The organism is Elusimicrobiaceae bacterium (assembly GCA_017528825.1).
Lineage (GTDB): Bacteria > Elusimicrobiota > Elusimicrobia > Elusimicrobiales > Elusimicrobiaceae > Avelusimicrobium.
In genome coordinates this window covers 1-22,172 of sequence record JAFXOI010000013.1, presented here as the reverse complement: position 1 = coordinate 22,172, position 22,172 = coordinate 1, and the positions used below count along the sequence as shown (strand labels likewise).

Genomic DNA, 22,172 nt, shown 5'->3' with positions numbered 1-22,172 from the left:
GCCCACCATAAAATTGATGTATAACCCATAGAAAAAATAGCCTACTAATACCGGCGGGATGACCGACAAACCGCCCCAGTATTGCGGGGCAATTAAGTGAAAAGAGCCGAATAAATGGCTTTGGATAATATCCGGCATTAAGAAGATTAACCCCAGTAGCACCCACAAGGCAAATGCGGTGAAAAATGTCAGCACGCGGGCGTAAAGTGTTTTGGCATCCGGTTGTTTTGCATGTGCCAAAAAGAAGGGGCGCCATGCTTGGTCAAACATAGACACAATCAGCATCATAAAAACACCGATTTTGAAATTGGCTTGATACACGCCCACGTCAGCAAGTCCCACCAAATGCACCAAAATCGGCTTATCAATTACGCTCACCAGCAGGCTGGCTAACCCCGAGGGTACAAACGGCCAAGCAAATAAAATCATCCGCTTTTCTAAGGCCGGATTAAAACGTGGAAGGCCTGTTTTTAATTCTTGCCACACGACGGGAGATAAACATAACAGCGAAGTTAAAGAGGCAAAAATGTTCGCCCAAAAAATAGATTCGATACCCCATTTAAGTACGGCAATAAACAGGATATTGCAACAGACGTTGATGATAATCGAGAGCGTACGCACTCCCGCAAAATACCACGCGCGCCGTTGCAGGCGCAGTTTGGTAAAGGGGATCATGTTGAGCATGTCTAGTAAGAGAATAAAGACGGAAAGCTGTAACAAATAAGCGTGTGAGGAACCAATGCCCACGGCGGCGGCCAGCGGTTTGGTGCAGGTAGAAAGTAAAACACCCAGTACAGTGCCGTATATAATTAAACCGTAAAAACAATGTTTGAATACTTCGTTTTTGTTTTTCATTTCACTGGCAAAACGCAAATAACTTTGGTCCATCCCAAAGAGAAAAATCACATTTAGCAGTGCAATGAGCGCAAATATAGTGGCTACCACTCCGTACTCGGCAGTAGCCAAATAGTAGGTATAAAAAGGAACTAAACAAAAATTCAGCAAACGAGCCAGCACCGTGGAAGTGCCGTATATCAATGTTTCTTTTCCTAGACGTAAAATATCGTTTGCCATGAGAAATGCCCCGCGGCAAACCGCGGGGCGTATTTGCTTATAATTTAGGTAAAACGGCCTCTAATAAGGCTTTGAATTTACCTTCAATTTTTTTCGTTTCCGAAATAGTTTGTGCGTGAGACAAGGCCTCTTTGGCAATGCCGCAAGCCATATTGCTCACCCACGCCAGTCCCAATACCTCAATGCCGCATTGGCGCGCCACCAATACTTCGGGCACCACGCTCATGCCGACTACGGTAGCACCTAACGTTTTGAACGCGTGGATTTCGGCCGGTGTTTCAAAGTTAGGGCCGGTGACCGCTAAATAAGTGCCTTCTTTGGCATTGATTTTGAGCTTTTTGCAGGCGTTGATAGCCGTTTTGCGCATGGTTTTTTGATAGGCTTCGCTTAAGTCAAAAAACATCGGGCCGAAAGCCGGATCGTGATTGCCGATCAGCGGGTTGTTGCACATCAAATTGATATGATCGCTCAGTACACACAAAGAGCCTGGCTTGAGTTGTAAATCTAAAGAGCCAACTGCCGCGGAAACAATCAATTTTTTGACGCCTAATAAGAACATCGTGCGAATGGAAATGGCTAAATTTTTCATCGGATGGCCTTCATAAAAATGAAAGCGTCCCTGCATGACCATAATTTTTTTACCTTTGTAAATACCAAAAATTAAATTGCCGCTATGTCCCGGAACGGTGCTGCGTAAGAAACCCGGAATTTTGGCATATTCTAACACTATTTTCTTTTCCAGTGCCGGGATAGATCCCGCCAACCCGGAGCCGGTAATTAACGCAATTTCCGGTTTGAAATTTTTTGTCTTTTTCTGAATGAATGCGACGGCTTTTTTCACTTGCTGCAATTGAGTCATACGGCCTCCTTAATTAAAATGTGCCGCGCGGCGGAAAAAAGGCATTTTCAATATGCGTGATTTGTCCGCCCAGCAGGCATACTACATCAAATCTTATACTATCAAATTTGGGGTGAATTTCCTTAATAAAATATTGGGCAGTCAATGCAATTTTACGTTGTTTGGATAATGTGACCGCCGCTAAAGGCCCGCCAAAGGCTTGGCTGGCGCGCTTTTTGACTTCTACAAATACCAAGGTTTTTCCGTCGGAACAAATTAAATCGATTTCCCCGCACGGCTGGCGGTAATTGCGGGCCAGCAAGTGGTAGCCTTTCTGCGTTAAATAGTGGGCGGCGGCTTCTTCGCCCTGAGCACCGCTTTGGCTGGAATTCATGGAAAAAGTGTGGGTTTATATAGATTGCGCACGGGGGCAAAGGTGCGGCGATGTTCCGGGCAAGGACCGTATTTTTTCAGTGCGGCCAAATGTTGGGCCGTGCCATAGCCCTTGTGGGCGGCAAAACTGTAGTTTGGATAGAGTTTATCTAGCGTATCAAGATAGCGGTCGCGCAACACTTTGGCAACAATGCTGGCCGCGGCAATGTTGAGAGATAAAGCATCTCCGTCGATTACCGGCTCTTGGCGAAGTGGGAGATCGCGTACCGGATGCGGGCCGTCAATTAAAGCAACCGCATTGGGAATGGAGTAAAATTTGTGAGCGGCTCGGCGCATGGCCAAAAAAGTAGCTTGTAAGATATTAAGTTGGTCAATTTCCCGGGCCGAAGCAAAACCGACCCCATACAATACACCGGCGGTTTGTAGACGTTCAAAAATTTCTTCACGTTTGTGTGCGGTTAATTTTTTGCTGTCGTTTACGTCTTCAAAATAGACAAATTGATTGGGAGCAATGTGACACGCACAAGCCACCACCGGGCCTGCCAATGGGCCGCGGCCAGCTTCATCAATGCCCAGCAAAGTTGCCGTGCCTAATTGCAAGGCTTTTTTCTTGTCAAAATCTTGTAGTGAATTCATCAGAGCCTCTTTTAATCTTATTGTATCAATTTCTGACAAGAGAGAGTGCAAAATCAAATTCTTCTGAGTCATTTTGCAATGTGGCAGTGCGGGATATAATTGTTTCGCAATAACGTTATACCTCGCCTTGGCTGTTTTCTTATTGTGAAATAAAAGAGACTTGAAAACTGTTTTTTTTGTAATATATTTATAAGTAGTAAGCCCTCTTTTTGATGTGGGTGTGGTTTATGTGTGTTTTAGTGGTATTTTTGAATTCTTAAAGCATAGTTTATTTTTGAAAGGGGATTTTATGAAAAAAGGTTTTACCTTGATTGAATTGTTAATAGTGGTTTTAATTATTGGCGTATTATCGGCGGTAGCTCTTCCTATATACAATAGGGTGGTAGAAAAAACGCGTGCTACGGAAGCCATGCAAACGCTGTCTTCTATCGCTACCGGAGAGCAAAGTTTTCAAATGGCCAATAGTGGGTTTACGGACCAATTTGAAACTTTAGATTTGTCTTTTAACAATTATTCTGATGGCTCACAAGCTACGGGAAATACATTGAATGGGCAATATTTTGACTACACCATTTATGGTAATGATAAAAAAGCCGCACTTGCTAAGCGCAATAATGGAGAATATGAATTATCTGTTGATTATATGACGAAGGAAATTTTCTGCCGGCCGATAGATCATTATATTTGTTCTTTGCTTGATTTACAAGAAGGGCAGAGTTTTTCTAAGTATGATACATCCAACTTACAGAACTGGGTTATGGATGATTATGTGGGATATATTGCAGAAGAATTAGTTGATAAATGGAATCAGTCATGTGGAAATGATCTTCATTGTTTGCAGGATACTTTGGATCATGTGTGTACGAGCGATGGAAAATGTTTAAATAAGATGGGGGCAAGCAATGCTATTATAGGAGCAGACGGGAATAAATATTATTGGGAGGTAGCTCATGATAAATTAACCCTGTATGTTAATGATTATGCAGCTAGACCGTTTTTTGCCCAAATATTTTTTTATGTTTCTGGGTCCGATAATATAGTACTCAGAGGGAATGTAAATCATAATGGTCAAAGAGTATCAGATAGTTGTAACCAAGTTAATGGATATTATTACAGAAACGGTGATTGGACGTGGTGCCGCGTTAATAATAACTAGTGATGGGTAAGACAAGGGTTATTATACCGGCAGTTATTGGTATGGCAATTTATAAAAAAATATCCCCCGATCTGGTGTCGGGGGATTTTTTGTAAACAGAAAACCTTATTTGTTTTCAATTTCCAGTTCTACGCGGCGGTTCATGCGGCGGCCTTCTGCGGTGCTATTGGTAGCTACCGGGTTGGCGGCACCGTGTCCGACGGCGGAGACGTTTTCAGCTTTTACACCGCGTTGTACTAACGCATCTGCAACAGCTTGGGCGCGGCGTTGAGATAAGTCTACGTTATACGCCGGATTGCCTAAAGAATCTGTATATCCATTGACCGTTACTTTGGCATTGGGATATTTTTTAAGCACAGCGGCCGTGGCATCTAATTCGCTGTAAGACGGAGTTTCAATGACGGCACTGTTGTGGCCAAAGCGGATAGGTTCTTTATAAGCTAAAGAAAGTTTATTATCTTTTGCTTTAACCGTACCTAAGGTGCTCAAAGCGGCGGATTGTTCAGCAGCTCTTTGAGTAGCGGTCGGTTGCGGTTTCGGAGCAGGAGCCATTTTCATCGGAGCCGGTTTCGGTTTGGGAGCTACACAAGTGGTGGTGCAATTGCAGGCTTGTTGCAGCGGGCCCATATGTACTTGATGGCACTTGCATTCCTTTTTTACTTGAGCGTGCTTGCATTTGCAGGCAGCTTTGCGGCACGGGGTGCCGGTGGTCTTTCTTTCACAGTGACAAGCCGCTAAACAAAGGGCTGCCACACACAGTAAAGCTACTTTTTTCACGTATGCCTCCTTGAATTTTACTCTGTCTATGCAAGCCCAGAGATATTACAAATTAGTTTTCCGGATAAGGAAATTCTATCTCCACCCGGCGATTTTTTTGTCTACCTTCCGGTGTTTGATTAGAGGCAATCGGCTTAGCATGCCCATAACCTTTGGCCGAAATATGACTACCCGGAATTCCGCGCACTTGTAACGCTTGGGACACTTTTTCTGCCCGTTGCTGGGATAAATTCAAATTACCCCGTTCGCTACCGGTGGAATCGGTATAACCGCGTACTTCTACTTTCACTTTCGGATCTTTTTTAAAAATCTTAGCTGTTTGTTCGATCCTTTTATATGAGGGCTTATCTATATCCTGTCCGCTAGTGGTAAAGTAAATCATGGTAAAATACATTTGCCCCACACGGCCTACGTCTGATTGTGCCCGAAAGCATCCCGATAACAATACCATACACAGACTCAGAAATAGTAGTTTGCTCATACACTCATTCTACAAAATTTTACAAGTCGCTTCGCCTTTATTTCTCATTAGTTCGCGGTAAAGCTGTATGATGGATTTTTGAAGCGACGGATGTATAAAATCCGGGCGCAAATAACTCAGCGGTTTTAATACAAATTCCCGTTCCTGCAGACGCGGATGGGGGATAAATAAAATCTCATCGGCATCAAAAATAACTTGGTCCTCATAAAATAAAATATCCAAATCAATTACGCGGGGCCCGTTGCGAAAGGTTGGTACGCGGCCCAGTCGGGTTTCCAAGGTTTTTAGTTTGCGCAGTAACCCTACCGGGGGATAAGGAGTAGATAACAACACCACCGTGTTCACAAAATCCGGCTGTGCATCGTATCCTTCCGGTTTGGATAAAATATAAGGAGCGACTTCCTTGACGGTGCCAATGTCGGACAAAGCGGCAATGGCACGGTCTAAATTTTCTTTTGGATTTCCTTGATTGCTACCCAGGCCCAAGATAGCTAACGGCATTATTCTTCGCCTCTGTACTCTACCCAGCGGTCTGCACTTTCGGCAATTTTGACACTGTAAAGCTGAGGCATTTTGGCCTTAATGCGGTCATAGAGCCAAATGGCCAAAGACTCTGCTGTCGGAAAGGGCAAAAAAGTCGTCAAATCTGATCCGTTGAGCTGTCTTTCCAGTTCTGTTTTGAATAAATTGCTGATTTGGCGGAAATCAATCAAGAAGCGTTCTTCATTGATATTGCCGTAAAAAGTAGCTTCATAACGGAATTCGTGCTCATGTAACGGTTCTGCCAAAGTGCCATCGTGGCTGTGCATGGCGTGGAAAGAACCGGCTTGTGTTAAATATACTTTGCTCATTTGTTTGCCTCCCATTCAGTGAAAAAACGGACTACTTTTTTAGTTTCGCGTACGTCGTGTACTCGTAAGATGTCGGCTCCGGCTTGCAATGCGGCCAAATTGGCGCAAATAGTTTGGGTTTTGCGCTTGGGCGGTTTTTCACCGGGCTGACTAAGAAATTTTTTATGCGATAAACCAATTAGCATGCGTACACCAAGATCTTTAAGTTGTGCTACGTGCGCCAGTAAATGATAATTCTGCTCTCGTGTTTTGGCAAAGCCAAATCCCGGGTCGATAATAATCTGCTCTTTTGTAAGACCATGTTGTTGGGCTTGGGCGATTTTGCCGGCTAAAAAGTCTTTTATTTCGCCCAGTAAATCGGTATATTGGGTAAGTGTTTGCATGGTCTGTGGCGTACCGCGCGTGTGCATGATGACGATTTGCGCCCGAAAATCCTTCACCAGCTTGAACATTTCCGGATCGGGCGTGCCGCTGACATCATTGATGATTTGCACCCCGTTTTTGAGTCCTTCTAAGGCCACCGGTATTTTGAACGTGTCTTGTGAAATAACTGCTTTTGGCCAACGGGCATGTGCTTGTTGAATCAGTTCCAATGTGCGGGCTAATTCTTCCTCGGCAGACACAGGGGTGGCCCCCGGCCGGGTAGATTCTCCGCCGATATCCAAAATGTCAGCGCCGTCTTCCAAGTGGGCCGCACATTTAGCCAGCAAACTGTCTAAATTATTTTGCGGGTTGCCATCGTAAAAAGAATCGGGCGTGGCATTAACAATGCCCATTACTTGAGGAAACATATTATTTAATCATTTCCAAAAATTCATTGCGTACTTCCATTTTTTTGAAAGCACCGCGAATCGCACTGGTGACCATGACGGCATTATGTTTTTCAATGCCGCGCGAACTGATGCACATGTGCTTGGCTTTGCAGACGACCATTACTCCGTGCGGTTGCAAAGTTTCCATTAAGCTGTCGGCAATTTGAGCTACGAGTTTTTCCTGAATTTGCAGGCGGCGGGCATATACTTCCACCAGGCGAGCTAATTTAGAAATTCCCAGCACTTTGCCTTTGGGCAAATAACCGATGCTAATGGTGCCAAAAAACGGTTGCAAATGGTGTTCGCACGTAGAATAAAACTCAATATCTTTTAGTACCACCATTTCTTCGCAAGAGCCTTCTTTGAAGGTTTTCAGTACGTCTGTCGGACGCATTTTATATCCGCCGAACAATTTATCCCAACTGCGCACAATACGTTTGGGAGTTTCCAAAAGCCCTTCTCGGGAAGGGTTATCTCCGATATAGGCCAGTATTTCGCGGATATTATCCAAAATTTTAGCTTCGCTTACCTTACCTTTATGAGCTTGTGCAGTTGCACGCTTAGACGTGCGGACGGGTGATTTTTTATTAGTTTTACGCATAAGTCCATGTTCTCCTGTTTATTACTTTCGGGTTGTAAATAAAGTTGCGTTTTCTCGTTTTCATACGCATAAAATTTTTCAATCTCCTGAAGCGGAGTGCGAGTGCTGACGACTAATTTAATAATATCTGCTTTTTGCAACATTTGCGGAGCGACATATTTCTTGGGTGAAACGCAGACAAAATCTGCCCGGCTTACGTCGCAGTCGCGGGCGCCGTTTGTTTCAATGTGCACGGTGTAACCGGCGGATTTAAGCGTGGCAATCAGGGCAGGTAAATCCTGTTCAGTCGGTTCTCCTCCGGTGATGACCACTGTTTTGCAAGGGAACTGCGTCACCGCTACCAAAATTTGCAAACTGTTCATGTCCGTGCCTTTGGCAAAAGCGTATTTTGTATCGCAAAAATCGCATCCCATGTGACAACCGGCTAAACGCACAAACACCGCCGGCATGCCGGTGTGTTTTCCTTCGCCTTGCACGGAATAAAAAATTTCGTTAACGTTCCACGACGGCTGCGGCACTTTCGTTCTCCCAAAGCTCTAAAGTTTTAAGCTGAAGCCCCAGTGACTTTAATACACCTGAAATCTTTTCAAACAGATAAGGGGCCAAATTTTCTGCTGTCGGATTTTCCAACAGATCATTTAAGTATTGATGATCCGGCAGTTGTTCGTCCAGTAATTTTTTGAGCACCTTAAAATCATATACCATCCCATTGGCTTGCACGGGGCCTTCTATCACAAAGACCACTTTCCACGTGTGTCCGTGTAAATTATGACAGGGTCCGTCATAATGCGGTAAATGATGAGCAGAGCTGAATTTGCGTATGATTTTTAGCAACATATTTCCTCAGTCATCCGGCAAAATGTTGAAAATTTGCTGGACATAGATATTAAATAAAATAAATAGGGCCAGTACAAACAGAGGGATTCCACTGAACAAATTCACAATCCATAGCGCCAATGCCGGACCTTGTAAGAATATAGCCCAACGCGTGATAATTCCTAAAGGTATGGGCCGGCGGTTAAATCCCATCCAAAACAGTATAACACTTCCGGCCATCAGCCACGATAAGAAAAAGAACAAGGCCAGAAAAAAGAAAGAACCCATAAAAAGCATACTCTGCAAGACTGCCCGTATGGAGGAACTGTGTTCTTGTAGCCAAGCGGCATCAATGGTTCCGTCCACTTGCGCGGGAATCGGCTGAGAAGATACTCCGGCTACAGAGAGCATATAGAGTTGATTATCGTTGATAAAAGCCAGCCAGTGTTTATCGGTAAATTCTTGTGCGGTGGGGGGAGACTGGCGGGTAGAATCGAGTAAAATTTCATAGTTAGTGGACGGAATGTGTATGATGGCTTTTTCTTCGGAAACGAGATGACCTTTTTCAAAAATCAAAGTCGGAAAATTGCGAATGAAAATAGGTAGTTTGTCATGCACCTGCCAAGCAAAATAAAGATTAAACACCAACACTCCCATTAGCCATAAATACAAGGCAAAAAAGACAGTGCCCCACGGACTTACCCTGCGCAAGAGAGTATAAATTGAAAAACTAAAAATCGTTTTGAACCATACTAGTAACATAGTTATAGTATATAAAATACAAGGAAAAACAGCCAAAATCTTCTATCCCAATGAGGGGGTAAAAACATCAAATAGTTTTCATATAAAAGGGAACCGCTGCGGCAGGGTTAGGACCGCAGCGGTGTAGGATGAAATTGAAAAATCGCTTTCCTTATATTTATACTGTATCATTCTGTAGCTGTCCCGAAAAGGGTCTTTGGACCTAGTTTTAGTCTGTTTTTGGACCTATGTCAGTTCGTCTATTTGGTATAATACACACAAAGGGAGGACGTATGAAAAAAATAATTTTAGTTTTCTTTTGCGGTGTATTGTCAGCGTGTCAAAGTATGCCTACTTCTTCGGAATGGCTGGCTCGCGGGGAAGGGTATGCGCAAGATGGAAAGAGTGCCCAAGCTATCAAAGCCTATAATCATGCTTTACAATTAAATCCGCAACGGGCTGATATTTATGCCGCCCGCGGTACGGCTTACTTTAACCAAGGGGAATATGCTTTGGCGGCGCAAGATTTTGCGGAAACGTTGAACCGAAATCCTTACTACACAGATGCCTATACTGCCTTGGCTTCCGCTTTGGCCGCTCAAGGGGCCTATGAGGAGGCTATGGAAGTGATTAATCAAGTGTTGGTGCTTGCTCCTTCCAAACCGGAAATCTTTTTTACGCGCGGTGGTATCAATTTTATGCTAGAGAAGTATGACCAAGCGGTACAAGATTATTCCATGGTGCTACGTGCACGGCCTGCGGTAGATGTCTTGGAAGCGCGCGCGGCGGCATATTCAAAACTGGGCCAGACGGAAAAAGCGAAGCAAGATTTGCAAGAAGCCAAGTCCGGACAGTATTTGAGTAACCTAAGCGATTACCAGAAAATCCGTTAGCTGGCAGAAAATAAAATTGCATCGTGCGTTTTGTTTTGGTATAATAAATAGGTCGATTTTGTCACCGTAGCTCAGCTGGTTAGAGCGATTCTCTCATAAGGAATAGGTCGGTGGTTCGAGCCCACCCGGTGACACTTTTTAACCTCCCTAACGGGAGGTTTTTTTATAATTACCTCAGACAGTTTGTAGTCAAATTTGCTATAGTAAATCCAAATGAACACTCCTTTATATGATGTGGCAATTGTGGGCGGCGGAGCCAGCGGTTTATTTTGTGCGTGGCAGTGTGCGCGTCGCGGTGATAAAGTAATCCTGCTGGAAAAATCGGCTCAGGTTGGTCGGAAAATTTTGGTTAGCGGAAATGGCCGTTGTAATTTGACGAATGTAGGGGTCTCCGCGGCAGATTATCACGGAACACCTCAATTGGCTGAGGCTGTATTAAAACAATTTTCAGCGGAAAAATGTCTGGAACTTTTTAAGAATCTGGGCGTGCTGACTCAACAAGAAAATTTGGGACGTGTGTTCCCGTTAAGCGGCAAATCCACCGCGGTGGCAGAGGCGTTGCGTTTAGCGTGTTTGGAAGCCGGAGTCGAGATCCGCACGCAAACCGAAATTGCACAGATAGTCAAACGAGAAAAATTTATACTTACGGCTACGGATAAAACCGCTTTTCACGCACGGCGTTGTGTCTTGGCCTGCGGTTCTTGTGCTTATCCGCAAGCGGGGGGCACGCAGGCGGGCTATACATTAGCTAAATCGCTGGGGCACTCACTGGTGCCGATTACGCCGGCTTTGTGTGCATTGAACGTCAAAGAAAAAGCGGTTGCCCGTTTGCAGGGAATTCGCTTACAAGGTAAATTGACCGCTTGGCAGGGTACCTCTCAAGAAATAAGCCATACCGGTGAAATTTTATTTACTTCTTACGGACTATCAGGGCCGGCGGCACTACAACTTAGCGGAAGTATTGGGCGGCATCTTGCCAAAGGTCCCGTATCCGTTACGATGGATTTACTGCCGCAAGTAGAGGATAAAAAAGCATTTATTCAAGCCCGTCGCGAGCAGTTTGGTCATCGGACGGCCAAATCTTTTTTTGCCGGTGTATTGCACGAAAACATTATTAATTTACTGATTGATTTTACAGGAGTCCGTAAAAATGTTCCGGTCTGTGATTGGACGGATAATACGGTCAACACCGTCATAAAAGCATTGGGAATGTGGCCGCTAACCGTGTTATCTTTACGTCCTTGGACAGAGGCCATGGTGGCGGCGGGGGGTGTAAATTGCGCCGAAATAAACTATAATACAATGGAGTCCTTGTGTTGCAAAGGGTTATACATATTGGGAGAACTTCTCAATGTGGATGGACGCAGTGGCGGATTTAATTTACATTTTGCGTGGGGCAGTGCTTATGTAGCTGCTAACGCAATGAAGAGGTAGACTATGGCAGAAATCGTGCGTAAAACAACCAGTCTAAACGACCCGCTTAATGTGGGATTCGTGAGGATTTATTTGTTGGATGAAAAAGAAGTATATCGAGAAACGTTGGATAAAAATTTGGATATTACCAAAAGGGAAGGTAATTTGCCCGATGGAATTGTAAAAGAATTTTTTGAAAACGGTAAGGTGTACTTTGAGTGTGAATTCAAAAACGGCTTGCGTAACGGACGCTGCCGGATTTATTTTGATAACGGCAAAGTAAGTATTGAAAAATTTTATGTAGATGGTCGTCTGCAGGGCCCGGCACGGGTATATCATCCGACGGGTCGTTTGCAAAAAGAAATGAATTATGAAGATGATTGCCAAGAAGGCCGGCAAACTAAATACTATCCTTCCGGCAAAGTATTAGAAGTGGCGGAATATCAGAAGGGATATTTGAACGGAATTTGCCGCACCTATACCCAAGACGGAGATTTGCGTTCCGAGTGTACGTATAAGAATGACAAATTAATCGGCGATAAAATTGTGTATCACCCCAACGGTACCATTGCGCTGATTTCTCCGCATAAGGATGGCAAACCAAACGGGGTTACCAAGAAATTTAACGATACCGGAGCCCTGAGCGAAGAATGGTTTTTTGAAGACGGCATACTAACCATGAAAAAAGTGTATTAACCGGTTGTTATACGATTTACTGCCTAAAGAGGACCGCTTGTATCAAGCGGCCCTCTTGTATTTTAGTGAAGTGAGGGGATAAGATATATTGTACTTGAAAAATATTTTTTCTTTTTATAGACTTTGAATATACACAAATAAAATGGATTTGGAATATAATATGAAAAAAAATCTTTCATCCGTTTCAGTAGCTGGTTTTACACTGGTAGAAATACTGGTGGTGCTACTGATTATTGCAGGATTGGTGGCAATTGCTTTGCCAGAGTATCAAACTGCGGTAGATGAGAGTCGCTATACTGCTTTGATGCCTATGGCCAAATCAGTGGCCAATGCGCAAGAAGCGTATTATATGTCAGCCAGCCACTATTCCCCTGATTTAGCCTATTTAGATATACAGCTACCCAATAATCCGTCCGGTACCACGGCCGACTTAGGAGATGGAGTCACTATTGAAATTAGTGAAGATCCATCCTATGGATATGTGAAAATATCCAAGGATATCCTGAACAACAACTACATCATTTACCAAAGAGCCAGTATCAATTTCCCGGGTGAAATTCATTGCGAAGCGTTAAGCGGGAACGATCGTGCCCAACGATTATGCGAGTCTTTAGATGGGCAGAAAATCAGCGGTAGTTTAACAAGCGGATACGATACGTATGTGTTAGAGGGTACCGGAACGGGTATCCCGTGGAGTATGGCCTATGCAAACAATGGCCCATCCGGCTGGCAGAGTTGTGACACTTATCCGTGCACCAAGGCATGTAGCCGCAGTGTAGCTAGCGGTTATAGCTGTGAGGGAACTTATAATGAAGATCACACTTACAGTGAGAAAGTGTGTCAGGATAATATTTGTACTACTGTAAGTTATTCAGATGAAGGAAAGGCTTTGACCCGCAATACTTGCAGTATGGAAGGAACGATTTGTAATGTGAAAACTACACAGACTTATGATACAAGCGGAAACAAATTAACAGAGCGTACTTGTTCGGCCAATAATGCTGACGGAAGTTGTAGTGCTTACAGCGCAGGAACCAATTATGCGTATGACGGAAATAATAGACTTGAATCGGTAAATACCTGTAAGACGGTTTCCGCTAACGGTACTTGTACCGCCTTTAGCACAACGACCGATTATTTCTACGATGGTCATAACAATGTAGAGTCGAAACGGACTTGTACCAGCTCCATTAATGCCAGTACGGGAGAATGTTCCAAATACGATTCTCGGACCAATTACACATATGATGAAGATGGTCTGCGGACCGAACGTACCTGTACGAGTCTGAATTCTGCAGGTGCATGTAGTGGCGGATACAAAGACTCCTACGATTATACATATCCGAGCGACGAAGTATCAACGAGACGTAAATGTAGTGGTGTGAATAATAGCACGGGACAATGCACCGGTTATAGCGGTGGGGCCTATAATTATACCTATAATGAGGCAGGGGATGTCGTTTCTCAGCGTACTTGTGGAAGCGCTAATTCGTCCACGGGTGTTTGTACCGGTAGTTATAACACAAATGACTCGTATGATTATGTTTATGATACTGAGACGAATCAAACAACGGTCAAAAAATGTGCTTCTTTCAATTCCGGCACCAGTGTATGTAAGACCTATAATGAGGTTTCTATTTATACCTATGATGATGCCGGTCGTGTAATTGCAGAGCACACCTGCAGCAGTGGTAACGTGAATACATCCGCCGGCACCTGTAAGAAATACAATAGCGGAACAGAATATACCTATGATGAACAGGGTAATCAAACCTCACAGCGCACGTGTAGTTCTTGGACAGGTACTTCCTCGTGCAATAGCTGGGGAGATTATACCTATAATTAAAGAGTTTGAATATTTTCTGCAGACCCCCACTTTTCATAGAGTGGGGGTATTTTGTTAAACCTGTTTGTGTCCCAAGAGAAAAAATATGGACAATCGTGTAGAAAGAGTGCACTAATGATTAGGAGAATATTCCAATAATGTTTTTAATAACTCTTCGTAAAAACGGTTAATGGATTCGTCTTGCGCAATAATATTGTTGGTAATAAAAGCAAAGGCAATCAGTTGACCGTTTTTGTCTTTGGCATATCCGGCTTGTGCTTTTACTCCATCAATGGTGCCGCCCTTGACGTGTACGTCTTGGGTGCGTTTGAGCGGTTTCATCAAGCGGGTTAAGAGCAGTAAATCTCCGCGGTCTTCCAGCGTGGCAAGTGATTCATAATAATACTGAAAATTAGGTTGCTTGCTCATATATAATAAAACATCTAACAACACGCGGACTGTAATTTGATTGTCGCGTGATAAGCCGCTTCCGTCATAAACCAGTACATTTTGATCAGAAATATGAGCTCGTTTCAAAAACCGGTGCAACGCGTCAATCCCATTTTGAATGGTACCTGCTTGACCGGCTTGCAAGGCCAAATGGCGTAGCATTACTTCAGCATAAAAATTAAAACTGCGTTTGTTTAAGATATAAATGATGTCTTTTAGCGGGGCAGAATAGTGTGTGAACACAAGATGTTTATCTGTATAGTTGGGAGCAGTATATAATACTTCCGAAGGCAAACGAACAGAAATTCCGTCTTGTTGCAATTGTTTTTGTAGCAGTTCTGCCAAAGTCTTGGGGGCCTCCGGTAAGGCGGCTCGAATGGAGTATTTTTTCAGTACGGAGGTAGGTAAAGTGCCGTAAATGCTCATCTCATATTGATAAGGAGCTCCATATACATACGCGTTGTCTTTTGGATTTTGACTGTCTGCGGTAACAAAAGAATGTAGTACTAATCCTGCCGGTTTGGGAGATACCGCTTCGATTTCTAATTTTTCACCATGTTTGGATTGAGGGGAAAAAGTAATACTGAACTGATTATCGTTAAAGGCCAATGCCGTAGTGGGAGCCGCAAAATAGTTGCCCATATTCTGCCAATTAAACTTGTCCGGCACAGACGGTCCCGAAAATAAAGAAGTATCTGCGTAGATGCGGCCGTCAATTTGACGAATGCCGGCTTGTTTAAGACGGGAAGACCAATTCTCTAACAATTTATCCCAAGCCAAACTTCCCGTTACGCGGGCAGAACCTAAGGTAGGGTCTCCACCACCGCGAATATACAGGTTACCATGAAGTACCCCTTGTTCATCCGGCAGGGCGTCTGCATAAATAGATGTTTCAAAACGGTAAAACGGCCCGAAAGCCTCCAAGGCGGCGGCCGAGGTGAGCAGTTTGAGTGTAGAAGCCGGAGCTAAACGTAAATCCGGCTGGATGCCAGCTAAAAGCGTTCCGTCGGTATAAGCGGCGGCAGCTGCCCAGGAACTACCTTGTAATACGGCTCGGTTTTGGGCTGTTTCCAAAAAGACGGCATTCAGGGCCTCTTGCGCATAGACAGGGAGCGCAAAAGACACCCCTAGTATTAAAAAGAAAAAGCGATAGAATTTCATGATAGTATCAGAACCACGGATACCATTTGTCGCGGTCGCGTATATTGATAATCAAGGATGCTACCAATAAGTCGCGTGAAGAAATGGCTTGCGGTTTATCTAATTGACAACTAAATTGATTAAAGGCACTACGTGAGTTGATAATAGCTCCCGTGCTTTCCATGGGGCCGTTGATGCGGTAACTGGCCCGCAATAATCCCCACAAATGTCCGACGAATTTGCGTAAGATGGCAAAGGAAGGGCGATCCTCTTCAATGTGAGCGAGGACATGACGTTGCTTGTCCAGTAACTGCCATTTACGCAAATAAGAGAAACGTTTGCGTTCTAAAATCAGCACTTCTTTGGATTTGGCAAAATAAGCGACATAGCGTTCTTTTTTAAGTCCGAATCCGCGTTGTAAAACATATACTGCTTTTTGCCCTTTATTGTCATAAAGCGAAAATTGCCGTAAAACGAGTAACGACCATAACACTCCGCAGATCAAAATTACAAATCCCAAAGGAATTACCAATGATACTGCAGAATAAATTGTGTTGTAAGCAAAAGCACTTAATTTGACTAACTGAGTGGTTTCAAAAATGCCGGTGATGGCCATTACCAAACCCGCTCCCACGATTAGCATAATACCGCCAAACAAGAATAAACTATCCCAACGTGCCGACAAAGACAATAGGGTATTGCCTTGATTGTCTCGCGCGCGGAAAATTAAAGAGGGCGTTCCATACAGACGACGAAACTTAATCGGAAACGGAGAATTGGGATTGACTTGTGTTTTATCTACTTGTGGTTTGATAAATAACCGCACCAGCAAAGCAATCGCCTGAATCAATAAATAGAGGAATAGTAGGCCAACTAAACAATCAAATCCATGGCCTAAACGTTTAATATAGGGCGGCATATTGCGAGTCACCAACGTGCGAATTTTTTTTGTTTTAGCAGTTTTAGGAGTACTTGAAACGACCGGAGCCGAAGCCACCTGCGGGGCCGGAGCGGACACAATAATATCTTCCTCGACTACAGCCGGTAAAGCATCAATGTCATAGGCTCGTTTATCGGTGAGATCCATTTCTATCGGTTGCTGTGAGGCAGAAACAGCCGCCGGCTTGGGGGCAGTGGCATGTTGAGCCGGAGAAATAAAAGAAAATAATAAATCCGTTTGAGCGTACGATAGATCTTTAGCCAAAATGGAATAGGCGTGGCGACCAATTAAAAAGTAACCGGAACTAAAGTCGTTTTTGGGGGTGAAAAAACTGATATAAAAGAAAGGCTCTCCCGTTGAAAAATCAATTCGTTTGATTTCCTCTCCGGTGTAAGAATTGCCAATTACCTGCATTTTTTTATTTTTTACATCCAGCAGATCTTGTTGGGTTTTTTGCTCAATACAGGCTTCGTTGGAACAGGAAGGCACCGGTTTAATATCAATACGGGAATTTCCTTTTACCACCGACAAGACAGAGCCTGCTGCTGGTTTTTGAGCGGTTGTCCAACCGGAAGGTAACTCTATATTAAAACGGCCGTCAGAGGAAGAAAAAACAGCCGCTTGTAACGAGTTGGCACAACATAATAATAAAATAAAAATCCAATGTTTAGTCATATAAAGTACGCATGGCGCAATATCAATTATTATATATAATTATTCCCCAAAAAGGCCACCGTTTGCGAATTGTTCATTGCCCCGTTTGTTAAAAAATTGTTATGATATACAAGAGGTAAAAGGAGCTTGTGTACGCTTATGCAAAATAGAATTTTGAATAAAATTAATACGTTAAAGCAATTAATGCAACAAGACGGTTTCGGCGGTCTGGTAATTACCAATAATATAGACCAATTTTACTTGCTGGATTTTTATTTTTACAGCGGGGAAGCGGTCCTGCTTTTGCACGAAGGCGGACTGATTTGTTTCACGCGTCAATTGTATGCCAATATATTGTCAGAAAAATATCCTTTTATGACCGTTGTAGGCCAAGATAAACAAATGATGGCCGCCGCGGTGCAAAAGGCGCATGCCTTGGGGCTAGTGCGTGTTGGTTTTGATGCGGCTAAAGAAAATTATCTGGCGGGAAGTTTATTCAAATCGTCCGGTTTTGTAGAAGCGAAGAGTTATATCAGCCAATTGCGTCAAGTAAAAGACGAACATGAAATCTCTATTTTGCGCGAGAGTTGCAAAATTGCTTACGATACCTATGAGTACATCCGCCCTTGGATTAAAACAGGTATGACCGAGTTTGAAGTGGCGGCCGAAATGGAAAAATTCATGCGTATTCGCGGTGCGTCTGCTACTTCCTTTTTAACAATTGTTTGTTTCGGGGAAAATACTTCTAATCCACATCACGCTACTTCGGACCGTGTATTAAAAGATAATGAAGCTGTTTTGATTGATTTTGGTTGTATCTACAAAGGATATTGTTCGGATATGACCCGCAGTTGGTGGCATAACGGCACTGCTCCGGAAGAATATCAGAAAATTTGGAAATTGACGGAAAAAGCATGGAAAGCCGGCATCGCGGCCGAAAAGCCGGGCACGGCATGCCAAGCAGTAGATGCTTTGTCCCGCGGTATTATTTCGCAAGGTGGATACGGCCCTTATTTCACCCATCGTTTGGGGCACGGAGTAGGACTGGAAATTCATGAAGAGCCGTGTAATGACCAAACCAGCGATGCTATTTTGCAGGCAGGCCATGTGGTCACGGTAGAGCCCGGCATTTATTTGCCTGGCAAATACGGGGTACGATTGGAAGAAACAACCGTTATTACAGATACAGGAGCGGATATTTTAACCCGTAAGTAATTATGAATCAGCCAGTATTACAGCGTGTGAAAGAATTTCAGCAGTTGCTCAAGAATGCCAACTTAAGCGGTTATATTTGTTTGGGTGAGTTGGAATTGCGGTATTTTACGGGTCTTATGGATTTGTCGGATGAAGAGGCCGTATTACTCATTACTCCGCGCAAAGTGTATGCGATTACTAAACCCATGATGTTACCCAAGTTAGCGGCCGCGGAATTTTTGGTACTAAAGGTGGCGGCTGGGGATATGTTGGCGGGGGCCTTGGATTTGGCGGTTCAGAAAAAACTGTTTCATTTGGCTTTTAATCCTGCTGCGGCTGATTTTATACGCGGAGAGAAATTAGCGCGTGCGGGATTGCACCGGTTGGACGGGGGTGCTTTGGAACTACGCAAAGTAAAATATACCGATGAAATCAATTCTATCAGCAAAGCGTGTCAGATTGCTGCCGAGGCTTTTAAGGAAATCAAACCGCAAATCAAAACCGGTATGACGGAAGAAGAGGTGCGTATCTTAATTGCTCTGGCGATGATTAAGCGCGGCGCAGACAGCATTCCGTTTAACATTGTTTGCTTTGGGGAAAATTGTGCCGATTGCCACCATACTCCATCGGCCAAGCGCAAATTGAAAAAGAATGAAGCTATTTTAATGGATTTCGGTTGTTTTTATAAAGGATATTGCTCGGATATGACCCGCAGTTGGTGGCATGGGGAAAAGGAGCCGGCCGAATATACTAAGATTTGGCATATTGTGCACATGGCTAAAGAAGCGGCTGTCAGCTTATTACGTGCCGGACTGCCGGTGGCGGAAGTGGACAAAGCCGCTCGCAGTGTAATCGAAGATGCCGGATACGGAAAGTATTTTATTCACACGACCGGACACGGTATTGGATTAGAGGTGCATGAAGCTCCTATTGAACGTGCCAATGCCATCGGAGAATTGGAAGAAAATTTTGTAGTAACCGTAGAGCCCGGCATTTATTTGCCCGGCAAATATGGCGTACGTTTGGAAGACAGTTATTTGGTTACCCGTCAGGGCGCCAAAAATTTGACACAAAAATAACAGGGCTTTTAGGCTCTGCACAGAGGTAAAACTATGATCAACACCACTCAGTTTCACGACGGACTGATCTTTGAAGATGAAAACGGACAAATTGTAGAAATTATCGAGTTCCAACATCATCGCAAAAGCCAAGCCCGTGCCGTGGTGCGCGTAAAATTGCGCAATATTCACACCGGTTCTTTAATTGAAACGGCTTATCGTCCGGAAGATAAATTTAAAGAAGTGGAAGTGGAAAAACGTCCCTTTACGTATTTGTACGATGAGGGGGATATGGCTGTATTTATGAACAGCGAAAATTACGAACAAGTTTCCGTACCCATTGAAAAATTGAAAGATCAAAAGAAATATTTGAAAGATAATATGGAAACGATTGGTATTTATATTAACGGTCAGTTGCTCAATATGGAACTGCCTATTAAAGTACCGTTGACGATTGCTTCTACCGTGCCGGGTGTAAAAGGCGATACAGTTGCTAATATGACTAAGGTGGCCACGTTAGAAACCGGAGCTGAAATTAAAGTACCGCTTTTTATCAATGAAGGTGATAAAATTTTGGTGGATACCCGCACCGGTTCTTATGTGGAACGTGTGGTAGAGCCTAAATAATGTTTTGCTTAAAGCGCATACTGCTAGCGGGTGTGCTTGGCTGTTTGGCGATGCCAGTATGCGCTTTTACGTTTTCATACGGAACAGGAATTAAAGTTCGGGGGGTAGAGGTAAAATCCGGTAAATTACTTTTACCTCTTACACATAAGAAATACCGTAATGTAAAAATAGCCAGTAAAGAGCTGTTTGAGTTCTTAAAAAAATGCACGGATGAGTGTGTTTATCCGGCGGCGGAAATTAAAATTACTTCCGTAGATTATCGCAAATCTTTTACAAATGAAGATTTGATGATTGCTGAGGTAGAACTAAATCAAGACTTGATCCTGACGTTTTTAGTATTTCAAAAACCCAATGCAGTATCCGTTAAAGCACCGGAAACAGTACAGTTTACAAATCCCGTGCTTTACGCGGAAATAGAAAAGCATTTGACGGAATTGATAGGTTCTTTATGAAGTGTGTGTGTAAACAGATCGTGTTGGCAGAAGAGGTGGAACAAGCCCGTCGGTTTTTTAAGCGTTTGAAGGGGCTCATGTTTCGTCCTTCCATGGAAAAGGGGACTGCAATGTTACTCATGCCTTGTCCGCAAATCCACACCTGTTTCATGCATTTTGCGCTGGATGTATTGTTTTTAGATAAGAATAATAAAGTAGTCCATGTGATGGAAAATATGAAGCCGTGGCGTCTAAGCCCTATTGTGGCCCGCGCCGTGAAGACTTTAGAAATGCCCGCCGGTGTGTTGCAAGGACGTGTAGAGGTGGGAGATCAAGTAGAATTTTTAGAGACGAACGATTAAAAGGAATAAACAGTATGAAGAAATATATAAAGGGATGTTTGTTAATACTAACGCTGGCGGTGTGTTTGCCCGCACAGGCGCGCAACATTTGGGATGATTTTTCGGCTAACGTGTCACCAGATAACGTGCGGGCCTTTGCTAAAGATTTGGGAGGACTGATCGGATCCGGCACTTACACGACAGGTCGTGTGTTAGGCTGGGGAGGCTTTCAAATCGGGCCGCGCGGCACGATGATTTTCAAAATGAGTAAGGGCAAAAACGACACTACGCATACCGCTTTGGGAGAGCGTGATAAAGTGGGTCATGTCTACTATCCGTGGTTGCAGGCAGATATCGGAATGCCTTTCCGCTTAGACGGTTTTATTCGGGCCAGCAGCTATGAAGGAATGACGATTGCCGGCGGCGGTTTGCGTTGGGGGATTACCAGTCCTAATGAAATGTTAGGTTCATTACAACCTATGTTGGTGGTGTCTGCGCATAGCGCGAGTGCGCGGGATTTTTCCGCTTCCCATTATAATGCCAGCTTAGTGCTTTCTATGAAGTTCAAATATTTTGTGCCCTATGTGGGCGGCGGAGTAGATTATACGACGCTTCATGTGAACGATGCTATCATGGCCCCCACATTGGAAGGGGAATCGGAATATGTCACTACCGCGCGTGCAACCGTTGGCTTAAACTTCAAATTGCCTTCTTATTTGGATTTAAGTTTGGCGGCTAACTATGCCTCTTATGGGCTGGGTGCCGAAGCCTCCGTGTCAGTACGTTTCTAACCTGATTTTTTAATCGTCAAAAATGCGCAAGGGAAAATCTCTTGCGCATTTTTTGTTGTTCATTTTTGGTTGTTTTCTCGTCGGGAAAGAAAAAAGGCTTGACTTGTTTTTTTTTTTTGCTACGATTTCTTAGAACGCCGCTGTTTTCAAGACACTGAGTCGTTAAACGTTGCATTACGGGCGTTTTAAGATTATTAAATAGGAGAATAAAAATGTCAAGGAAAGCCTTTACTTTAATAGAACTATTAATCGTAGTTCTTATTATCGGTATTTTGTCAGCTATTGCAATACCGATGTATCAAGGGGCGGTGGATAAAAGTCATTGGAGCACAATGCTCCCGGGAGCCAAAGCGATAAAAGATGCGGAAGAAGCCATTAAAATGACCAATGGTGCTTATACAGATAATATGGCTAATTTAGATGTTACTATGAATAATGCAGATTTAACCTTTGCCTTAGTAACGCCTAATAATACGGCCGACCCGAATGTAATCAGAGTGACGAATAGTAAACTTGCCAATGTAAGACTAGCCAGTTACTTAG

27 protein-coding genes and 1 tRNA gene are annotated in these 22,172 nt (G+C 43.7%); 13 read left to right on the top strand and 15 right to left on the bottom strand.

Going from position 1 to position 22,172, the window contains the following annotated elements; translation table 11 throughout:
• The 4 genes from IKN49_03460 to IKN49_03445 form a co-directional block, all read right to left on the bottom strand.
• The coding region (locus IKN49_03460; GenBank protein ID MBR3632104.1) for an oligosaccharide flippase family protein at positions 1-1,074 on the bottom strand (1,074 nt) is incomplete at its 3' end.
• 37 nt (positions 1,075-1,111) lie between these two features.
• Entirely contained in the window at positions 1,112-1,933 is an 822-nt protein-coding gene (locus tag IKN49_03455) for a purine-nucleoside phosphorylase (protein ID MBR3632103.1), read from the bottom strand.
• 13 nt (positions 1,934-1,946) lie between these two features.
• Entirely contained in the window at positions 1,947-2,306 is a 360-nt protein-coding gene (locus IKN49_03450) for a YraN family protein (protein MBR3632102.1), read from the bottom strand.
• Positions 2,303-2,941, bottom strand: coding sequence for a ribonuclease HII (locus IKN49_03445; protein ID MBR3632101.1), 639 nt, complete (start codon positions 2,939-2,941; stop codon positions 2,303-2,305). The genes IKN49_03450 and IKN49_03445 overlap by 4 nt, the downstream gene beginning before the upstream one ends.
• 289 nt (positions 2,942-3,230) lie before the next feature.
• Here IKN49_03445 and IKN49_03440 point away from each other — a divergent pair, with 289 nt between their 5' ends.
• The gene (locus tag IKN49_03440; GenBank protein MBR3632100.1) at positions 3,231-4,097 is read left to right on the top strand and encodes a prepilin-type N-terminal cleavage/methylation domain-containing protein; all 867 of its coding nucleotides are present in this window, start codon (positions 3,231-3,233) and stop codon (positions 4,095-4,097) included.
• Between the two features lie 105 nt (positions 4,098-4,202).
• On the opposite strand, the gene IKN49_03435 is transcribed toward IKN49_03440, so the two are convergent.
• The 9 genes from IKN49_03435 to IKN49_03395 are packed head-to-tail and all read right to left on the bottom strand — an operon-like array spanning position 4,203 to position 9,197.
• Entirely contained in the window at positions 4,203-4,874 is a 672-nt protein-coding gene (locus IKN49_03435) for an OmpA family protein (GenBank protein MBR3632099.1), read from the bottom strand.
• 52 nt (positions 4,875-4,926) lie between these two features.
• On the bottom strand, positions 4,927-5,355 hold the full coding sequence (locus IKN49_03430; protein MBR3632098.1) for an OmpA family protein: 429 nt from the start codon (positions 5,353-5,355) through the stop codon (positions 4,927-4,929).
• A gap of 9 nt (positions 5,356-5,364) precedes the next feature.
• A complete protein-coding gene (folK, locus tag IKN49_03425; GenBank protein ID MBR3632097.1) occupies positions 5,365-5,856 on the bottom strand; it encodes a 2-amino-4-hydroxy-6-hydroxymethyldihydropteridine diphosphokinase in 492 nt (163 codons plus the stop codon).
• The gene (locus IKN49_03420) at positions 5,856-6,206 is read right to left on the bottom strand and encodes a 6-carboxytetrahydropterin synthase (protein ID MBR3632096.1); all 351 of its coding nucleotides are present in this window, start codon (positions 6,204-6,206) and stop codon (positions 5,856-5,858) included. Before IKN49_03420 ends, folK begins: the two co-directional genes overlap by 1 nt.
• Complete coding sequence (gene folP / locus IKN49_03415; GenBank protein ID MBR3632095.1) at positions 6,203-6,997, bottom strand: dihydropteroate synthase; 795 nt, start codon at positions 6,995-6,997, stop codon at positions 6,203-6,205. The genes IKN49_03420 and folP overlap by 4 nt, the downstream gene beginning before the upstream one ends.
• A 1-nt stretch (position 6,998) precedes the next feature.
• Positions 6,999-7,619 (bottom strand): GTP cyclohydrolase I FolE, encoded by a 621-nt coding sequence (folE, locus tag IKN49_03410; GenBank protein MBR3632094.1) that lies wholly within the window; start codon positions 7,617-7,619, stop codon positions 6,999-7,001.
• The gene (locus tag IKN49_03405) at positions 7,544-8,137 is read right to left on the bottom strand and encodes a 7-carboxy-7-deazaguanine synthase QueE (GenBank protein ID MBR3632093.1); all 594 of its coding nucleotides are present in this window, start codon (positions 8,135-8,137) and stop codon (positions 7,544-7,546) included. The genes folE and IKN49_03405 overlap by 76 nt, the downstream gene beginning before the upstream one ends.
• Entirely contained in the window at positions 8,112-8,456 is a 345-nt protein-coding gene (locus IKN49_03400; GenBank protein MBR3632092.1) for a 6-carboxytetrahydropterin synthase, read from the bottom strand. Before IKN49_03400 ends, IKN49_03405 begins: the two co-directional genes overlap by 26 nt.
• Before the next feature lie 6 nt (positions 8,457-8,462).
• Positions 8,463-9,197, bottom strand: coding sequence for a hypothetical protein (locus IKN49_03395; GenBank protein ID MBR3632091.1), 735 nt, complete (start codon positions 9,195-9,197; stop codon positions 8,463-8,465).
• Positions 9,198-9,469: 272 nt separating this feature from the next.
• Between IKN49_03395 and IKN49_03390 the strand changes: the two genes are divergently transcribed.
• The 5 genes from IKN49_03390 to IKN49_03370 all read left to right on the top strand — a co-directional run bounded on the left by IKN49_03390 (position 9,470) and on the right by IKN49_03370 (position 14,024).
• Positions 9,470-10,069 (top strand): tetratricopeptide repeat protein, encoded by a 600-nt coding sequence (locus IKN49_03390; protein ID MBR3632090.1) that lies wholly within the window; start codon positions 9,470-9,472, stop codon positions 10,067-10,069.
• 60 nt (positions 10,070-10,129) lie between these two features.
• Positions 10,130-10,203, top strand: a tRNA-Met gene (locus IKN49_03385).
• A 79-nt stretch (positions 10,204-10,282) separates the two neighbouring features.
• Complete coding sequence (locus IKN49_03380) at positions 10,283-11,503, top strand: NAD(P)/FAD-dependent oxidoreductase (protein MBR3632089.1); 1,221 nt, start codon at positions 10,283-10,285, stop codon at positions 11,501-11,503.
• A 3-nt stretch (positions 11,504-11,506) separates the two neighbouring features.
• Complete coding sequence (locus IKN49_03375) at positions 11,507-12,178, top strand: toxin-antitoxin system YwqK family antitoxin (protein MBR3632088.1); 672 nt, start codon at positions 11,507-11,509, stop codon at positions 12,176-12,178.
• A gap of 160 nt (positions 12,179-12,338) precedes the next feature.
• The gene (locus tag IKN49_03370) at positions 12,339-14,024 is read left to right on the top strand and encodes a type II secretion system protein (protein ID MBR3632087.1); all 1,686 of its coding nucleotides are present in this window, start codon (positions 12,339-12,341) and stop codon (positions 14,022-14,024) included.
• A gap of 111 nt (positions 14,025-14,135) precedes the next feature.
• Here the strand turns inward: IKN49_03370 and dacB are convergent, their stop codons facing one another.
• Both dacB and IKN49_03360 read right to left on the bottom strand, forming a co-directional pair.
• A complete protein-coding gene (gene dacB, locus IKN49_03365) occupies positions 14,136-15,614 on the bottom strand; it encodes a D-alanyl-D-alanine carboxypeptidase/D-alanyl-D-alanine-endopeptidase (protein MBR3632086.1) in 1,479 nt (492 codons plus the stop codon).
• A gap of 7 nt (positions 15,615-15,621) precedes the next feature.
• Positions 15,622-17,208, bottom strand: coding sequence for a hypothetical protein (locus IKN49_03360; GenBank protein MBR3632085.1), 1,587 nt, complete (start codon positions 17,206-17,208; stop codon positions 15,622-15,624).
• A 138-nt stretch (positions 17,209-17,346) separates the two neighbouring features.
• Here IKN49_03360 and IKN49_03355 point away from each other — a divergent pair, with 138 nt between their 5' ends.
• From IKN49_03355 to IKN49_03325, 7 genes are all read left to right on the top strand, one after another.
• Complete coding sequence (locus IKN49_03355; GenBank protein ID MBR3632084.1) at positions 17,347-18,402, top strand: aminopeptidase P family protein; 1,056 nt, start codon at positions 17,347-17,349, stop codon at positions 18,400-18,402.
• Positions 18,403-18,404: 2 nt separating this feature from the next.
• The gene (locus tag IKN49_03350; protein ID MBR3632083.1) at positions 18,405-19,460 is read left to right on the top strand and encodes a M24 family metallopeptidase; all 1,056 of its coding nucleotides are present in this window, start codon (positions 18,405-18,407) and stop codon (positions 19,458-19,460) included.
• Positions 19,461-19,493: 33 nt separating this feature from the next.
• Positions 19,494-20,066: an elongation factor P gene (gene efp, locus IKN49_03345; GenBank protein MBR3632082.1), complete on the top strand. Its 573-nt coding sequence runs from the start codon at positions 19,494-19,496 to the stop codon at positions 20,064-20,066.
• Entirely contained in the window at positions 20,066-20,518 is a 453-nt protein-coding gene (locus IKN49_03340; protein MBR3632081.1) for a hypothetical protein, read from the top strand. Before efp ends, IKN49_03340 begins: the two co-directional genes overlap by 1 nt.
• On the top strand, positions 20,515-20,859 hold the full coding sequence (locus tag IKN49_03335) for a DUF192 domain-containing protein (protein MBR3632080.1): 345 nt from the start codon (positions 20,515-20,517) through the stop codon (positions 20,857-20,859). The genes IKN49_03340 and IKN49_03335 overlap by 4 nt, the downstream gene beginning before the upstream one ends.
• Before the next feature lie 14 nt (positions 20,860-20,873).
• Positions 20,874-21,629 (top strand): hypothetical protein, encoded by a 756-nt coding sequence (locus tag IKN49_03330; GenBank protein MBR3632079.1) that lies wholly within the window; start codon positions 20,874-20,876, stop codon positions 21,627-21,629.
• A 212-nt stretch (positions 21,630-21,841) separates the two neighbouring features.
• The coding region (locus IKN49_03325) for a pilin (protein MBR3632078.1) at positions 21,842-22,172 on the top strand (331 nt) is incomplete at its 3' end.